At 75.3% G+C, this 14,291-nt stretch carries 14 protein-coding genes and 1 pseudogene; 3 read left to right on the plus strand and 12 right to left on the minus strand.

Annotation, left to right across the window (positions count from 1 at the left end):
• A partial coding sequence (tsaB, locus tag GQS09_RS03020) for a tRNA (adenosine(37)-N6)-threonylcarbamoyltransferase complex dimerization subunit type 1 TsaB (protein WP_165984394.1) occupies nt 1-643 on the minus strand: 643 nt, incomplete at its 3' end.
• Between the two features lie 205 nt (nt 644-848).
• On the opposite strand from tsaB, the gene GQS09_RS03025 reads away from it, so the two are divergent.
• Nucleotides 849-1,505 (plus strand): hypothetical protein, encoded by a 657-nt coding sequence (locus GQS09_RS03025; RefSeq protein ID WP_165984395.1) that lies wholly within the window; start codon nt 849-851, stop codon nt 1,503-1,505.
• Between the two features lie 49 nt (nt 1,506-1,554).
• On the opposite strand, the gene tsaE is transcribed toward GQS09_RS03025, so the two are convergent.
• The 5 genes and pseudogenes from tsaE to GQS09_RS03050 form a co-directional block, all read right to left on the minus strand.
• Nucleotides 1,555-2,154 (minus strand): tRNA (adenosine(37)-N6)-threonylcarbamoyltransferase complex ATPase subunit type 1 TsaE, encoded by a 600-nt coding sequence (tsaE, locus tag GQS09_RS03030; protein WP_165984396.1) that lies wholly within the window; start codon nt 2,152-2,154, stop codon nt 1,555-1,557.
• Nucleotides 2,155-2,165: 11 nt separating this feature from the next.
• Complete coding sequence (gene alr, locus GQS09_RS03035) at nt 2,166-3,443, minus strand: alanine racemase (RefSeq protein WP_165984397.1); 1,278 nt, start codon at nt 3,441-3,443, stop codon at nt 2,166-2,168.
• A gap of 136 nt (nt 3,444-3,579) precedes the next feature.
• Nucleotides 3,580-5,009, minus strand: a pseudogene (locus tag GQS09_RS03040) (NAD(P)H-hydrate dehydratase).
• A 194-nt stretch (nt 5,010-5,203) separates the two neighbouring features.
• The gene (locus GQS09_RS03045; protein ID WP_165984398.1) at nt 5,204-5,572 is read right to left on the minus strand and encodes a holo-ACP synthase; all 369 of its coding nucleotides are present in this window, start codon (nt 5,570-5,572) and stop codon (nt 5,204-5,206) included.
• Nucleotides 5,569-6,282 carry a glucosamine--fructose-6-phosphate aminotransferase gene (locus GQS09_RS03050; protein WP_207957402.1) on the minus strand — a complete coding sequence of 238 codons (714 nt, stop codon included), beginning with the start codon at nt 6,280-6,282 and terminating at the stop codon, nt 5,569-5,571. The genes GQS09_RS03045 and GQS09_RS03050 overlap by 4 nt, the downstream gene beginning before the upstream one ends.
• 160 nt (nt 6,283-6,442) lie before the next feature.
• Here GQS09_RS03050 and coaA point away from each other — a divergent pair, with 160 nt between their 5' ends.
• Entirely contained in the window at nt 6,443-7,432 is a 990-nt protein-coding gene (gene coaA, locus GQS09_RS03055; protein WP_165984458.1) for a type I pantothenate kinase, read from the plus strand.
• 38 nt (nt 7,433-7,470) lie between these two features.
• On the opposite strand, the gene glmM is transcribed toward coaA, so the two are convergent.
• From glmM to rplM, 3 genes are all read right to left on the minus strand, one after another.
• Nucleotides 7,471-8,859 (minus strand): phosphoglucosamine mutase, encoded by a 1,389-nt coding sequence (glmM, locus tag GQS09_RS03060; protein WP_165984399.1) that lies wholly within the window; start codon nt 8,857-8,859, stop codon nt 7,471-7,473.
• 204 nt (nt 8,860-9,063) lie between these two features.
• The gene (gene rpsI, locus GQS09_RS03065) at nt 9,064-9,579 is read right to left on the minus strand and encodes a 30S ribosomal protein S9 (RefSeq protein ID WP_165984400.1); all 516 of its coding nucleotides are present in this window, start codon (nt 9,577-9,579) and stop codon (nt 9,064-9,066) included.
• A gap of 41 nt (nt 9,580-9,620) precedes the next feature.
• On the minus strand, nt 9,621-10,064 hold the full coding sequence (gene rplM, locus GQS09_RS03070; protein ID WP_165984401.1) for a 50S ribosomal protein L13: 444 nt from the start codon (nt 10,062-10,064) through the stop codon (nt 9,621-9,623).
• A 344-nt stretch (nt 10,065-10,408) separates the two neighbouring features.
• On the opposite strand from rplM, the gene GQS09_RS03075 reads away from it, so the two are divergent.
• Nucleotides 10,409-11,341, plus strand: a complete 933-nt coding sequence (locus GQS09_RS03075) for a hypothetical protein (protein WP_165984402.1) — start codon at nt 10,409-10,411, stop codon at nt 11,339-11,341.
• Between the two features lie 47 nt (nt 11,342-11,388).
• Here GQS09_RS03075 and truA read toward each other — a convergent pair whose 3' ends face one another.
• The 3 genes from truA to GQS09_RS03090 form a co-directional block, all read right to left on the minus strand.
• The gene (gene truA, locus GQS09_RS03080; protein ID WP_165984403.1) at nt 11,389-12,252 is read right to left on the minus strand and encodes a tRNA pseudouridine(38-40) synthase TruA; all 864 of its coding nucleotides are present in this window, start codon (nt 12,250-12,252) and stop codon (nt 11,389-11,391) included.
• Between the two features lie 110 nt (nt 12,253-12,362).
• Nucleotides 12,363-12,926 carry a 50S ribosomal protein L17 gene (gene rplQ / locus GQS09_RS03085; RefSeq protein WP_165984404.1) on the minus strand — a complete coding sequence of 188 codons (564 nt, stop codon included), beginning with the start codon at nt 12,924-12,926 and terminating at the stop codon, nt 12,363-12,365.
• Nucleotides 12,927-13,111: 185 nt separating this feature from the next.
• Nucleotides 13,112-14,134 (minus strand): DNA-directed RNA polymerase subunit alpha, encoded by a 1,023-nt coding sequence (locus tag GQS09_RS03090; protein ID WP_165984405.1) that lies wholly within the window; start codon nt 14,132-14,134, stop codon nt 13,112-13,114.
• Nucleotides 14,135-14,291: the final 157 nt, after the last annotated feature.

Genomic DNA, 14,291 nt, shown 5'->3' on the forward strand with positions numbered 1-14,291 from the left:
TGTAGTTCCGGGGCACCTGCGCGTCCGGGCGGCGCAGGTACAGCGGCAGCGGCGGCGGCAGCCCGGCACCGGCGGCCAGCCGTTCGGCGGCGAGCGCGGCCAGCGCGGCGGCGGAGGCGTGCAGCGGACGGCCGTCGCCCAGCAGGCCGGTGAACGTGCCGGCGTAGAGCAGCGCGCCCGCGCCCACCGCCGGCACCCCGGCCACCCGGTCGGCGATGTCCTGCGGGCGGTCCACGGCGGGCTGCCCGTCGCGGGTGCGGGCGTCGGTGTAGCGCGCCCAGTACACCTCCTTGCGCCGGGCGTCGGTGGCGACCAGGAACGGCTCGTCGAGCCCGGTGGCGTAGGCGATGCCGTCCAGGGTGCACAGGCCGTGCACCGGCAGCTCACGGGCGGCGCCGATGGCCTGCGCGGTGGCCAGGCCGACCCGCAGGCCGGTGTAGGGGCCGGGACCGGTGCCGACCACGACGGCGGTCACCGCGTCCAGGGAGCGGCCGGCCTCGCGCAGCACCCGGTCGATGCCGGGCAGCAGCAGCTCGCCGTGACGGCGGGCGTCCACGGGGTCGGCGGCGGCGAGCACCCGCTCCCCGTCGTGCAGGGCCACGGTGACGGCGGGGGTCGCGGTGTCCAGAGCGAGCAGTAGCACGCCGCAAGCCTAATTCTTTCCGGGGACCCGGTGACGCGGCCGCGGAATGTCCGGGACCCGGCGCCCGGTGCGACCGGGCGGGCCGGGGCGGAGGAACGCGGGGGCCGCGGCGGGGGGACGTGCCGCGGGCGGAGGCGGGGCGGGGCGGCTGCTACCGTCGGTTCCGGCGATCTTCCGCAGGCGGCACAGAAGAAGGCAGGACATCGTGGCGCGTGGAACTTCCGGCTCCCCCGGGGTCTTTGTGACCGTGCTGACCGCGCTGGCGCTCGCCGTGGTGGGCTTCTTCGCATACCAGGCGTCGGCCGCGCCCGACCGGCCGCAGGGGGCCCCGGCCGCGTCCGGCGGCAGCGGCGGCGGGCAGGCCGCGGAGGGCAGCGGGGAGAACGGGGAGAGCGGGGACACGGGTGCGGCGGAGGGCACCGGTGGCAGCGGGAGCGGAGCGGACGGCGAGCAGGCCGCGGTGGCGCCGCTGCCCGCCGACTCCGGCGCGGGCCGCCGGGTCGTCTACTCGCTGGCCGAACGGCGGGTCTGGCTGGTCGACGCCGCCGAGGACGGGCTGGGCGACCGGATACTGCACACCTACCCGGTCTTCCACAGCTCCGTGGACCCCGAGCCCGGCACCTACGAGGTCAGCAACCGCTACGCCGCCCTCAACGGCTCGGACGGCGTGCCGATCGAGAACGTGGTGGTCTTCGACACCTCGGACGACGGGGTCGTGTTCGGCTTCAGCACGGCCACGGACGGCTCGGTGCCCGACCCGGAGTCGCCCCAGCGCACCGGAGGCATCCGGCAGTCGGCCGAGGACGGCACCCGGATGTGGCGGTTCGCCACCGTCGGCGTACCGGTCGTCGTGGTCCGCTGACCGGCGGGCGGCCGGCCACCGCCTGCGGCCCGGCGGTGCCGCCGGGCCGCTAGCCCAGGCGGTCGGGTACCAGGCTGCTGAGGTCCTGGTCCGCCCAGCGCTCCCCGACGCCGACCAGGGTCACCGTCCGCACCTCGGGCTCGTCCCCGGCCGCGGTCCCGTTCCCGTTCCCGTTCACCGCTCCGGCGGCGATGCCGGGCTCCGGGCCGTCGGCGCCGCCCAGGGGGCGGTGGATGGCCACGTGCAGCCGGTCCTCGGAGAGCTCCTCGACCCGGCCCTCGCCCCACTCCACCACGACCACCGACTCCGGCAGCGAGACGTCCAGGTCCAGGTCCTCCATCTCCTCCAGGCCGCCGTGCAGCCGGTAGGCGTCCACATGGACCAGGGGCGGGCCGTCGCCCAGCGGCGGATGCACCCGCGCGATCACGAAGGTCGGCGAGGTCACCGCGCCGCGCACGCCCAGCCCCTCGCCGATGCCCCGGGTGAGGGTGGTCTTGCCCGCGCCCAGCTCACCGGTGAGCAGCACCAGGTCTCCGGGGCGCAGCAGGGCCGCCAGCGCGCGCCCGAGCCGCCGCATCTCCTCCGGACCGTCCACCGGGATCCGTGCGCCGGCCGTGGCGCCCTCGGCATCCCTCAAGACCTCGTTCATGGTTCTGGATGCTACGCGCCGGAGCGCACAGAATCAGATGCATTGACCACGTTTCTCCCCGGCCCGGCACCGGAATCCGCGCCCCGGCCCGCTCCGGGCGCCGCCGCGGGCTCCTCCCCCGGGCGGTCCGCGCCCCGGTACTCCCGGGGGACCCGGGCGCCGATCCGGGTGACGATCTCGTAGCCGATCGTCCCGCAGGCCCGGGCCCAGTCCTCGGCGGTGGGCTCGCCGCCGTCACCGGGCCCGAACAGCACCGCCTCGTCGCCCGCCCCGGCCGTGTCCCCGCCGAGATCCACCACGAACTGGTCCATGGCCACCCGCCCCGCCACGGTGCGCCACTTGCCCGCCACCAGCACCGGGCCGGTACCGGAGGCGTGGCGCGGAATGCCGTCCGCGTAACCGGCGGGCACCAGGGCGAGGGTGGTCGGGCCGGGGGTGAGGTAGTGGTGGCCGTAGGAGACGCCGTGGCCGCCGGGCACCCGCTTGACGGAGGCGAGCGCGGCCCGCAGCGTCATGGCCGGGCGCAGCCCGAAGTCCTGCGGCAGACCCACCTCGGGCGAGGGCGACAGCCCGTAGACCGCGATGCCGGGGCGGACCAGGTCGTAGTGCGACTCCGGCAGGGTCAGGGTGGCCGGGGAGTTGGCCATGTGCCGCACCTCCGGGCGGAGCCCGGCCCGCTCGGCGTGCTCCAGCGCGTCCGCGAAGGCCCGCTGCTGGGCCGTGATGGACGGATGGCCCGGCTCGTCGGCGCAGGCGAAGTGCGACCACAGGCCGGTGACGCGGACCGCGCCGTCGGCCTCGGCGGCCCGGGCGGCGGCGACCAGCGCGGGCCAGTCCTCCGGCGGGCAGCCGTTGCGGCCCAGGCCGGTGTCGGCCTTGAGCTGGACGCGGGCGGTCCGGCCGGCGGCCCGGGCGGCGGCGGCCGCCCGGTCCAGCGCCCAGCCGGCGCCGACCGAGATATCCACGCCCGCCTCCACGGTCTCCCGCCACGGGGCGCCCGGCGTCCACAGCCAGCACAGCACCGGGCCGGTGTCCCCGGCCGCGCGCAGGGCGAGGGCCTCCTCGGGGGTGGCGGTGCCCAGCCATGCCGCGCCCGCCGCACGGGCGGCACGGGCGCAGGGCAGCAGGCCGTGGCCGTAGGCGTCGGCCTTGACGACGGCCATCACACCGGCGCGGTTGCGTGCGGCCAGACCGTGCAGCGCACGGATGTTGGACCGCACCGCGTCAAGGTCGATCTCGGCCCGCACCCGCGGAAGACCGTCCGGAAAGGAGGTTGACTGCTCGCTCATCCTCCCCAGTCTCTCAGCCCTCGGACCCGGCCACGCTCCCGCACCGCCGCGGCGGCGGCCGGGCGGGGCACCCGGGCGGCGTTCCGCCGCTGTCCCGCGGCCCCGCCCGGTGGCGGCGGGACGGGGACGGGGACGGCTAGGACGGCCCCGGTGCGCGGAGCCGGTGCCAGGCGGCGGGCAGCGCCCCGGCCACCTCGGAGGCGGTGTACGGAGGCGTCAGGGTGCGGGCGGCCAGGCCGTGCAGATAGGCACCGGCCGCCGCCGCGTCGCCCGGTGCCAGCCCCGCCGCCAGCAGGGAGCCGATCAGCCCCGCCAGGACGTCGCCGCTGCCCGCCGTGGCCAGCCAGCCGGTGCCGGTCGGGTTGACGTACACCGGGCCCCGCGGCCCGGCGATCAGCGTCGTCGATCCCTTCAGCAGCACCGTGGCACCGGTACGGCGGACCAGTTCCCGCACCGACGCCAGCCGCCGCGCCTCCACCGTGGCGCGCTCACTGCCCAGCAGCGCCGCCGCCTCCCCCGCGTGCGGGGTGAGCACCAGCGGTGCGGAGCGCCCGCCCGGCGGCAGGGCCTCGTCGAGCAGCCGCAGCCCGTCCGCGTCCACCACCGCCGGGACGTCCGCCCTCAGGGCGTGGGCCAGCCGCTCACGCGCCTCCGCGGCGTCGCCCAGGCCCGGGCCCGCCACCCATGCCTGCACCCGGCCGCGTCCGATGAGCGTCTCGGGATACCGGGCGAGCACCGCCTCGCCGGGCGGGCCCACATAGCGGACCGCCCCGGCGCCGCCGCGCAGCGCGCCCGCCACCGCCAGCACCGCGGCGCCCGGGTAGCGCCCGGAGCCGGCCGCCACTCCCACCACACCCCGCCGGTACTTGTCGCTCTCCGCCGTGGGCACCGGCAGCAGCGCGGCCACGTCCCGGTGCTGGAGCGCCACCACGTCGGGCTGCGCGCCGAGCCGGTCCAGCTCCGGGCCCAGTCCGATGTCCACCGGGCGCAGCACCCCGGCATACTCGCGGCCCGGGTCGATCAGCAGGCCCGGCTTGTGGGTGCCGAAGGTGACCGTGACATCGGCGCGCACGGCGGCGCCGGGCACCTCCCCGGTGTCCGGGTCCACACCGCTGGGCAGGTCCACCGCCACCACGGCGGCCCGGCCCGCCCCGGCCAGCCCGGCCAGTTCGGCTGCGGCCGGCCGCAGCCCGCCCCGGCCCCCGATGCCGACGATGCCGTCCAGCACCAGGTCGGCGCGGCGCAGTACCGGCCCGCCCTGTCCGGCCGGGACCGCCCGGCCGCCGCGGCGCAGCAGTGCNGGTGCAGCAGCACCGCGGTCACCCCGGCGCCCCGGCCGGCCAGCCGTGCCCCGGCGTACAGCGCGTCGCCGCCGTTGTCGCCGCTGCCGGCCAGCAGCGCCACCCGGGCGCCGTAGACCCGCCCGCCGCTCCGGGCGCCGAGCACCTCGGCGCAGACGGCGGCCAGCCCGGCCGCCGCGCGCCGCATCAGCGTGCCGTCGGGCAGCCGCGCCATCAGCGCCCGCTCCGCGCTCCGCACGGTCGCCACGTGATAACCGCTCCGCATGCCTCGCCTCTCCGCCGCGTGACGGGTCCGGACCGCCGTGCCCGCTCTGCCGCTCTGCCCGCTCTGCCCGCTCTGCCCGCTGTGCCGAATGATCCTCCCCGGCCCGGCCTCCCGGCGGCAATTCCCGGCGCGCGCCACGGCGGCCGGCCGCCGGATGCCGGGCGGCGGCCGATGCCGCCGGCCGCCTCGCGGCCTCAGGATTCGGCTATCACGACCGCGGAGGCGATGCCGGCGTCATGGCTGAGGGAGAGGTGCCAGGTGCGCACCCCGAGCTGGTCGGCCCGGGCCAGCACCGTGCCGGCGACCCGCAGCCGGGGCTGCCCGTTGGGCTCGGTGAACACCTCGGCGTCCGTCCAGCGCAGCCCCGGCGGCGCGCCCAGCGCCTTGGCCAGCGCCTCCTTGGCCGCGAACCGCGCCGCCAGGGACGCGACACCGCGCCGCTCACCGCTGGGCAGCCACAGCTCGCTCGCCAGGAACAGCCGGTCCGCGAGCTGCGGCGTGCGCTCCAGGGCGGCGGCGAAGCGGTCGATCTCCGCCACGTCGATGCCCACCCCGACGATCACGCCGGCACCACATCGCAGCGGATTTCGTCCCCCGCCCGGCGGACCACGGCGACCTCGCCCTCGGCCGGCTCCACGACCTCCCACACCGGCAGCCCGTCCAGCAGCGCCCGGTCGGTGACCAGATACGCCTCGCCCTGCCCCAGGCCGACGGCCAGCCTCCGGCCCGCGCCCCGCCGCACCGCGACCACCGCGTCCGGCTCGTCGGCGTGCAGCGCGGCCAGGGCGAACTCGCCCCGCAGCCGCCCGGCGACCTGCCGCATGGCCTCGCCCAGTTCGCCGCTGGAGGAGAACGCCTCGGCCAGCAGGTGCGCCACCACCTCGGTGTCGGTCTGGGAGGCCAGCCGGTGGCCGCGGCCGGTCACCTCGGCGCGCAGCGCCTCGGCGTTGTCCAGGGTGCCGCCCTGCACCACCGCCACCCGCCCGGCCTCGTCCAGCTGCGGATGGGCGTTGGTCTCGGAGGGCGCGCCGCGCGTGGCCCGCCGGATGTGGGCCACCCCGGTGCCGCAGCTCGGCAGCGGGCGGCGCTCCAGCAGGGCCAGCAGGTCGGCGAGTTTGCCGGCCGTCTTGGCGGCGGCCAGGCCGCCGTCGGCGAGCAGCGCCACGCCCACCGAGTCGTCGTTCCCCGGTCCGGTCCGCTCCAGTGCGCGCAGTTGGCCCAGCAGCACTTCGAGCGCGGACTGGCCCCCGACGTATCCGACAATGCCGCTCACGGGGTCAGACTACGGGATGCCACCCGTCCCGCACGGGCCGCTGCGGCCCCGTCCCGGCGCGGGGAAGCCCGGGTGGGAGGATGGCTGCGTGTCGGACTACATCCAGCCGGAGACACGGGCCGCCCGCCCCGCCCGGCCGGCGGCCCCGGCGGACGACGGCATGCCCGGCCTCCCCGCCGGACGCAACGGCCGCCCGGCCCGCGGCGACGCCAGCCCGTATCTGGACCTCAGCCGCGCCGAGTGGAGCGCGCTGCGCGAACGCACGCCGCTCCCGCTCACCGCCGAGGAACTGGAACGGCTGCGCGGCCTGGGCGACGTCATCGACCTGGACGAGGTCCGCGAGGTGTATCTGCCGCTCTCCCGGCTGCTCAACCTCCACGTCGGCGCGGCGCACGGACTGCGCGACGCGCTGCGCACCTTCCTCGGCTCCCCGGGCGACCAGGCGCCGCGCACCACGCCCTTCGTGATCGGCGTGGCCGGCAGCGTGGCGGTCGGCAAGTCCACCGTCTCCCGGCTGCTCAAGGAGCTGCTGGCCCGGTGGCCCGAGCACCCCCGGGTGGAGCTGGTCACCACCGACGGCTTCCTGCTGCCCAACGCCGAACTGCGGCGGCGCGGCCTGATGGCCCGCAAGGGCTTCCCCGAGTCCTACGACCGGCGTGCGCTGGTCCGCTTCGTGGCCGACGTCAAGGCCGGCCGGGAGACGGTGGAGGCCCCCGTCTACTCCCACCTCGTCTACGACATCGTGCCCGGCGAGCGGCTGACCGTGCGCCGCCCGGACATCCTCGTCGTCGAGGGGCTGAACGTGCTGCAGCCCGCGCTGCCCGGCACCGACGGCCGGACCCGGGTGTCGGTGGCGGACTTCTTCGACTTCTCCGTCTACGTGGACGCCCGGCCGGCCGACATCCGGCGCTGGTACCTGGAACGCTTCCGGAAGCTGCGCCGCACCGCCTTCCAGGACCCGTCCTCCTACTTCCGCCGCTACACCCAGGTCTCCGAGGAGGAGGCCCTGGCCTACGCCCGCAACATCTGGCAGACCATCAACGAGCCCAATCTGGTGGAGAACATCGTGCCGACCCGCGGCCGGGCCACCCTGATACTGCGCAAGGGGTCCGATCACCGGGTGCAGCGGCTCTCCCTGCGGAAGCTCTAGCACCCCCGGCGCGGCGGCGGCCGGCACCGGCCGCCGCGCTAGCCGTTGCCGACCGGGGCGACGGCCAGAGCGGTGCGGACCACGCCGGCCAGTTCCTCCGCCACCCGCTGCGCCTGCTCCGCGGTCGCGGCCTCCACCATCACCCGCACCAGCGGCTCGGTGCCGGAGGGCCGCAGCAGCACCCGGCCGGTGGTGCCCAGCTCCCGCTCGGCCCCGGCCACCGCCGCGGCCAGTTCGGCGCTCTCCGCGACCCGGCCCTTGTCCACCCCGGGCACATTGATCAGCACCTGCGGCAGCCGCGTCACCACGCCCGCCAGCTCGGCCAGCGGCCGCCCGGTGGCCGCCACCCGGGAGGCCAGCAGCAGCCCGGTCAGCGTGCCGTCCCCGGTGGTGGCGTGGTCCAGGGCGACCACGTGCCCGGACTGCTCCCCGCCCAGCGAGTAGCCGCCGCGCTTCATCTCCTCCAGCACATAGCGGTCCCCGACCGCGGTCTCGCGCAGCAGCAGGCCCTCCCGCTCCAGCGCCAGCTTCAGGCCCAGATTGGACATCACGGTGGCCACCAGGGTGTTCCGCCGCAGCGCCCCGGCCTCCCGCATGGCCAGCGCCAGCACGGCCATGATCTGGTCGCCGTCCACGTCCCGGCCGGCGGCGTCCGCGGCCAGGCAGCGGTCGGCGTCGCCGTCCACCGCCACGCCCAGGTCGGCACCGTGCTCGGTCACGGCCGCGCGCAGCGCGTCCAGGTGGGTGGAGCCGCAGCCGTCGTTGATGTTCAGCCCGTCCGGGTCGGTGCCGATGGCCACCACCTCGGCCCCGGCCCGGGCGAACGCCTCCGGCGCCACCCGTGAGGCCGCGCCGTGCGCCGCGTCCACCACGACCTTGAGCCCGTCCAGCCGGGCGGGCAGCGCGGACAGCAGGTGCCCGATGTAGTCCTCGGCGCCGCCCGCGTGGTCGGTGATCCGGCCGACCGCCGCGCCCACCGGGCGGTCCCAGGGCTTGCCCTCGGCGGCCTCCCGGTACGCGGCCTCGATGCGGTCCTCCAGCTCGTCGGCCAGCTTCTGCCCGCCGCGGGCGAAGAACTTGATGCCGTTGTCGGGCATGGGGTTGTGGCTGGCGGACAGCATCACGCCGAAGTCCGCGCCGAGCGAACCGGTGAGATACGCCACCGCGGGGGTGGGCAGCACGCCGACCCGGCGCACGTCCACGCCCGCCCCGGCCAGCCCGGCCACCACGGCGGCCTCCAGGAACTCCCCGGACGCACGCGGGTCACGGCCCACCACGGCCACCGGCCGCCGGGCCTCGCCGCCGGCCGCCTCCTGCGCGTCCGTGAGCACGCGGGCCGCCGCCTCCGACAGCCCGAGCGCCAGCTCGGCGGTCAGCTCCACATTGGCGACGCCGCGTACCCCGTCCGTGCCGAAGAGTCGTCCCACTGTCGTTCCTCCGAGTCTTTTCCGCCGGCGGGCCCCGCCCGGACAACCCTATCCGGCGGCTTCACCTGCTCGTCACGTTGCGCCGCCACCAGCCTCGCCCGTGCTATGGGGTTCCGGGCCCGCGGCACGCCGGGCGCACACGACGGCGCCCCGCCGGCACGGGGTGCCGGCGGGGCGCCGAACAAGCGGTGCGGATCGGGCGGATCAGCGCTTGCTGTACTGGGTGCCCTTGCGGGCCTTCTTCAGACCGGCCTTCTTCCGCTCGACCGCACGGGCGTCACGGGTCAGGAAGCCGGCCTTCTTCAGCGGACCGCGGTGGTTGTCGACGTCGGCCTCGTTCAGCGCACGGGCCACGCCGAGCCGCAGGGCGCCGGCCTGGCCGGAGGTGCCGCCGCCGGTGATGCGGGCGACGACGTCGTAGCGGTCGTCCAGCTCCAGGACCTTGAACGGCTCGTTGACCTCCTGCTGGTGCACCTTGTTGGGGAAGTACACCTCCAGCGGACGGCCGTTGATCTTCCACTTGCCGGAGCCCGGCACGATGCGGACGCGGGCCACGGCGCTCTTGCGGCGGCCGGTGCCGGCACCGGGCTGGGCCTCGCCGAAGCGGGAGGCCAGGGACTCGGAGCTGAGCTCCTCCACCGGAGCGGACTCGGAGGTGTACTCCTGGACCTCGGGCTCGTCGGTGTCGATCTGCGCGTCGAACTCAGTGGTGTCGGCCACGGTTGACTCTCCTCGGATTCCTTCTGTCAGTGGTGGCCGGACTACTGCGCGACCTGGGTGATCTCGAACGGCACGGGCTTCTGGGCGCCGTGCGGGTGCTCGGTGCCCGCGTAGACCTTCAGCTTCTTCAGCATCTGACGGCCGAGGGTGTTCTTGGGCAGCATGCCCCGGACGGCCTTCTCCACGGCCTTCTCCGGGTTCTTGGCGAGCAGGTCGTCGTAGCGGACGGAACGCAGACCGCCGGGGTAGCCGGAGTGGCGGTAGGCCAGCTTCTGGGTCCGCTTGTTGCCGGAGAGGTGCACCTTGTCGGCGTTGATGATGATGACGAAGTCACCGGTGTCGACGTGGGGCGCGTAAACCGGCTTGTGCTTCCCCCGGAGCAGGGTCGCGGCCTGGGACGCCAGGCGGCCGAGCACCACGTCCTGGGCGTCGATGACGTGCCACTGACGCTCAACGTCGCCGGGCTTGGGGCTGTACGTACGCACGGTCGTAGCCTTCGCTAGTGGTGAGTGATTCCTTACAGAAGGATCACGCGGGAGTCGGCAGCGCAGGCCAGACCTCGGTGACGCGAGCCGGGGACTGACCGCTGCGATCGCGCGGTCTCCGCGTAAGGCCCCTCACGTGAGATCGAGCAAGCCATACGCATATCGACCAGTCAGGGTACCTGCCCCGGGCAGGGCCGGTCAAAACGGCCGGGCGCCGGGCGCGCAGCATCGTGTCACGTACGGGGCCGCCGGGGGTGAGGGTGCGACCGGACGGTGGCGGCGGTGCGGGGATTGTGACCATCCGGGTGCGGCCCGGACAAACGGTTTTCCCTAAGATGCGTCGCATGAGTTACGGGCAGTGGGGGAACGGCGGGCAGCAGCAGTACCCGCAGTGGCACAGCGGCCCGCCCGCCGCATCGGAGCCGCCGGGCGGCACCCCGGACTGGGGCGCCCTGGCCGAGGAGGCGGCACGGGCCCGCCGGCGCCGGCGCTGGCTGCTGACCGGCGGCGGCGCACTGGCCGCGCTGGCCATCGGCACCGGGGTCGCGCTGGCCATCGTCGGCCAGGGCGGCGGCGGGAACGGCTCCGACCGCAGCGCCTCCGAGCTGCCCAGCACGGACGACCTGCCGGCCGAGACCACCCACCCCGAACCGTCCTTCCAGGAGACCTCGCTGCCGCCGATCCCCCAGCCGGTGGAGTTCATCAGCGACGCCGACAAGGATCTGGCGCCCTTCACCGAAGAGGGCTTCTACGCCGGGGACACCATGACCGTGGACGGCCGGGAGTACGCCAAGCGGGCCGCGCAGACGTCCCTGGACTGCACCGAGGCCGCCAGCCCGGAGCTGACCTCGGTGCTGACCGGGAACGGCTGCCTGACCATGCTGCGCGCCACCTACACGGCCGACGGCGTGGCGGTGACCATCGGGGTGGCCCAGTTCCCGGGAGAGGCCGAGGCCAAGGCGGCCAAGGAAGCGGCCGGCGAGATCGGCGGCGCCGCCCATCTGCTCCCGCTGACCGGCGGTGACGCCCCCGAGTTCTGCCAGCGCGGCGGCTGCCGGGTCACCCGCAACCAGATCGGCCGCTACGTCTATCTCACCATCGCGGGCAACTCCGACGGCACCCCGGACAGCGGCGAGGAGACCCCGTCCCGGCAGGCCTCCCGGGACGGCAACACCCACGCCCACGCCCGGATCGTGCAGCGCGGGGAGAGCCAGGCCTCCGCCTCCGCCGAGGCCCTGGTGGAGGAGCGCAACCGCCGCAGCAGCAGCACGGACTGACCCGCACCGGCTCCCCGCACCGGCACCCGCACCGGCCGGTCCGTGCGTCAGCCCGCGCCGGCCGGGTCCCGGCCGGGCAGCGCGCGCAGCGTGCGGGCGGCGGCGGCCCGGGCGGCGAGCCGGTCGTCCGGCGGGTAGCCGACCTCCTCCAGGGTCAGGCCGTGCGGGCGCACCACCCGCACCGCCGAGTCCCGCACCCGGGCGGCCAGCACCTCCGCCGCCCACTCCGGCGGCCGGTGCCCGTCCCCGACGAACAGCAGCGCCCCGACCAGCGAGCGCACCATGTTGTGGCAGAAGGCGTCCGCCCGCACCGTGCCCTCCAGCACCCCGTCCGGCCGGCGCTCCCAGCGCAGCAGCTGCACCGCGCGGATGGTGGTGGCGCCCTCCCGCTTCCGGCAGAAGGCGGCGAAGTCGTGCTCCCCGAGCAGCAGCTGCGAGGCGGCGTTCATGGCCTCCACGTCCAGCGGCCGGTCGTGCCAGAGCACGAAGCGGCGGCGCAGCGGATCGACGCCGGCCGGGTGGTCGCTCACCCGGTAGACATAGCGCCGCCAGACCGCTGAGAAACGAGCGTCGAAGTGCGGCGGCGCCTCGCCGACCCGCCACACCCGGATGTCCTGCGGCAGGCGCCCGGCCAGCCGGCGCAGCAGCTTGTCCCGCTGCTCCGCCCAGAGCCAGTCCGGCAGGTCCACATGGGCCACCTGCCCGCGGGCGTGCACCCCGGCGTCCGTCCGCCCGGCCACGGTCAGCTCGAAGCCGTGCGCGGAGCGGGTGACGATGCGCAGCGCGTCCTCCAGCTCCTGCTGCACGGTGCGCTGCCCCTCGCGCTGCCGGGCCCAGCCCCGGAAGTCCGTGCCGTCGTAGGACAGGTCCAGCCGCACCCGCACCACCCCGGGTGGCAGCGCGTCACTCATCGGCGCCCCTCATCAGCTCACTGGCCCAGTCGCCGGCGGGCCGCCCCCCATGCGGCACGGGCCCGCTCCGGTGCGGGAGCGGACCCGTGCGCGGGAACGGCCGGATGCCGTCAGGCTTCCTTCTGCTCCTCGCCGGACTCGCCGGCCTCGGCACCCTCGGCGTCCTTCTTGGTGAGGTCGGCCTTGGCGGCCTCGGCACCCTCGGCGTCCTTCTTGCTGAGATCGGCCTTGGCGGCCTCGGCACCCTCGGCGTCCTTCTCCTTGACCGCCCGCTGGGTGGCGGCCTCGGCCTCGCCGACCGCCTCCTGCTGCACGGTCAGGGCCTCCACCAGCTCGATGACCGCCATCGGGGCGTTGTCGCCGCGACGCGGGCCGATCTTGGTGATCCGGGTGTAGCCGCCCGGGCGGTTGGCGAACTTCGGGCCGATCTCGGTGAAGAGCGTGTGCACCACGCTCTTGTCCCGGATGGTCCGCAGCACCAGACGGCGGTTGTGCAGGTCGCCCTTCTTGGCCTTGGTGATCAGCCGCTCCGCGACCGGGCGCAGCCGGCGCGCCTTGGCCACGGTGGTGGTGATCCGGCCGTGCTCGAAGAGCGCGGTGGCCAGGTTGGCGAGCATCATCCGCTCGTGGGCCGGGCTGCCGCCCAGCCGGGCACCCTTGGTGGGCTTCGGCATTGTCTCTCTCCTCGGTTCTGCACCGGCCGTGCCAGGCACCGGTGTCAGGGCCCGGACGGACTGCTGTCCGCCGGGTCTCCGGCGGTCCGCCCCGTGCCGGGACGGCCGCCGGAAGCCGGTTCGTCACCGCTCGCGCGGTTCCGTTCGTCGGTGATGCGGGACCGCGGGATACCGCGGTCGCCGGATCAGTACTGCTCGGTCTCGGCGAAGCCGGTGTCGCCCTCGTCCTCGGCACCGAAGGCGTCGGCGGCCGTGGTCGGGTCGAAGCCGGGCGGGCTGTCCTTCAGGGCCAGGCCCATGCCGGCCAGCTTGGCCTTGACCTCGTCGATCGACTTGGCGCCGAAGTTGCGGATGTCCAGCAGGTCCGCCTCGGAGCGGGCCACCAGCTCGCCCACGGTGTGGATGCCCTCACGCTTGAGGCAGTTGTAGGAGCGGACCGTGAGCTCCAGCTCCTCGATCGGCAGCGCCAGGTCGGCGGCGAGCGCCGCGTCCGTCGGGGACGGGCCCATGTCGATGCCCTCGGCGTCCACATTGAGCTCGCGGGCCAGGCTGAACAGCTCGACCAGGGTCTTGCCCGCGGAGGCCACCGCGTCCCGCGGACGCATGGACTCCTTGGTCTCCACGTCGACGATCAGCTTGTCGAAGTCGGTGCGCTGTTCCACACGGGTCGCCTCCACCTTGTAGGTGACCCGCAGCACCGGGCTGTAGATGGAGTCGACCGGGATGCGGCCGATCTCCTGGCCCGCCTGCTTGTTCTGGGCGGCGGAGACATAGCCGCGACCGCGCTCCACGGTCAGCTCCATCTCCAGCTTGCCCTTGGCGTTCAGGGTGGCCAGCACCAGGTCGGGGTTGTGCACCTCGACGCCGGCCGGGGGCGCGATGTCGGCCGCGGTGACCAGACCCGGGCCCTGCTTGCGCAGGTACATCACGACCGGCTCGTCGTGCTCGGAGGAGACGACGAGCTGCTTGATGTTGAGGATCAGGTCGGTCACGTCCTCCTTGACGCCCGGCACGGTGGAGAACTCGTGCAGCACGCCGTCGACGCGGATGCTGGTGACGGCCGCGCCGGGGATGGAGGAGAGCAGCGTGCGCCGCAGGGAGTTCCCGAGGGTGTAGCCGAAGCCCGGCTCCAGCGGCTCGATCACGAACCGGGAGCGGAACTCGTCGACGACCTCTTCGGTGAGGGTGGGACGCTGAGCGATCAGCATGAGTGATGTCTCCAGTCTTCGGCACCCGCTATTTGATGCCGAGCCAGATGGATGTGCCTGGGGAGTGCGGGTGTGTCCGGTTGTTTCAAGGGTACGGGCGGAACCGCGGAATGCCGCGGTTCCGCCCGTCACCCCTTCGGGCCCTTGCTCCGGGTAA

The organism is Streptomyces sp. YIM 98790 (assembly GCF_011421595.1).
GTDB lineage: Bacteria > Actinomycetota > Actinomycetes > Streptomycetales > Streptomycetaceae > Streptomyces.